At 75.4% G+C, this 690-nt stretch carries 1 protein-coding gene; it reads right to left on the bottom strand.

The window, feature by feature from the left end; translation table 11 throughout:
* The coding region (locus ACWJ6R_RS37535; RefSeq protein WP_449066738.1) for an SRPBCC family protein at positions 1-555 on the bottom strand (555 nt) is incomplete at its 3' end.
* Positions 556-690: the final 135 nt, after the last annotated feature.

The following is a 690-nucleotide window of genomic DNA, read 5'->3' as shown; positions in this document are numbered from 1 at the left end:
GGCACCGGGCTCCGCGGCACCGGGCTCCGCGGGACGCGCGGCCGGTTCGGCGGCGGAGCCCTCCGACAGCAGGTCGGAGAGGGCGGCGGCGAACCTGTCGATCAGCCGGGCGCCGACCTCGGCCATCACGCCCCGGCCGAACTGGGCGGGGCGGCCGGTCACGTTGAAGGACGTCTCGACCGTGACCCGGGTCCCGCCGTCCTCCGGGCGGAGCCGGGCGGTGACCGTGGCGGAGGCCGTGCCGGAACCCCGGGCCTCCTTGCCGGAGGCCTTGAGGACGGCGGTGTGCGCGTCCTTGTCGACGTCCTCGAAGGCGGCCGAACCCCGGTAGGTGACGGTGATCGGGCCGACCTTCACCTTCAGCCGGCCGGTGAAGGAGTCGCCCTCCACGGCGTCGAGCACGGCCCCCGGCAGGCAGGGGGCGACCCTCTCGACGTCGAGCAGCACCGCCCACGCCTGCTCGACCGGCACCGGAACCGTGAACTCGTGCTCGAACCGCATCGCCATCGATCCGCTCCCGTTGGAGGTCAGCCGGGCGGGCAGTGCCCGCGGCACCTGCAATACCTGTGACAGTACGACTACGGACGGGGACTCCGCCAGAGCGGGCGTCCCGCCGGCCGCGACGAGGGACCGCGCGGCCGGCGGGGGCGGGGCTCAGGAGAGCGCGGCCCGCACGGCTCGGTGGGTCAG

The sequence above is a fragment of the Planomonospora algeriensis genome, assembly GCF_977012225.1.
The sequence above is the reverse complement of the archived record's forward strand: the minus strand, read 5'-3'. Positions and strand labels throughout refer to the sequence as shown.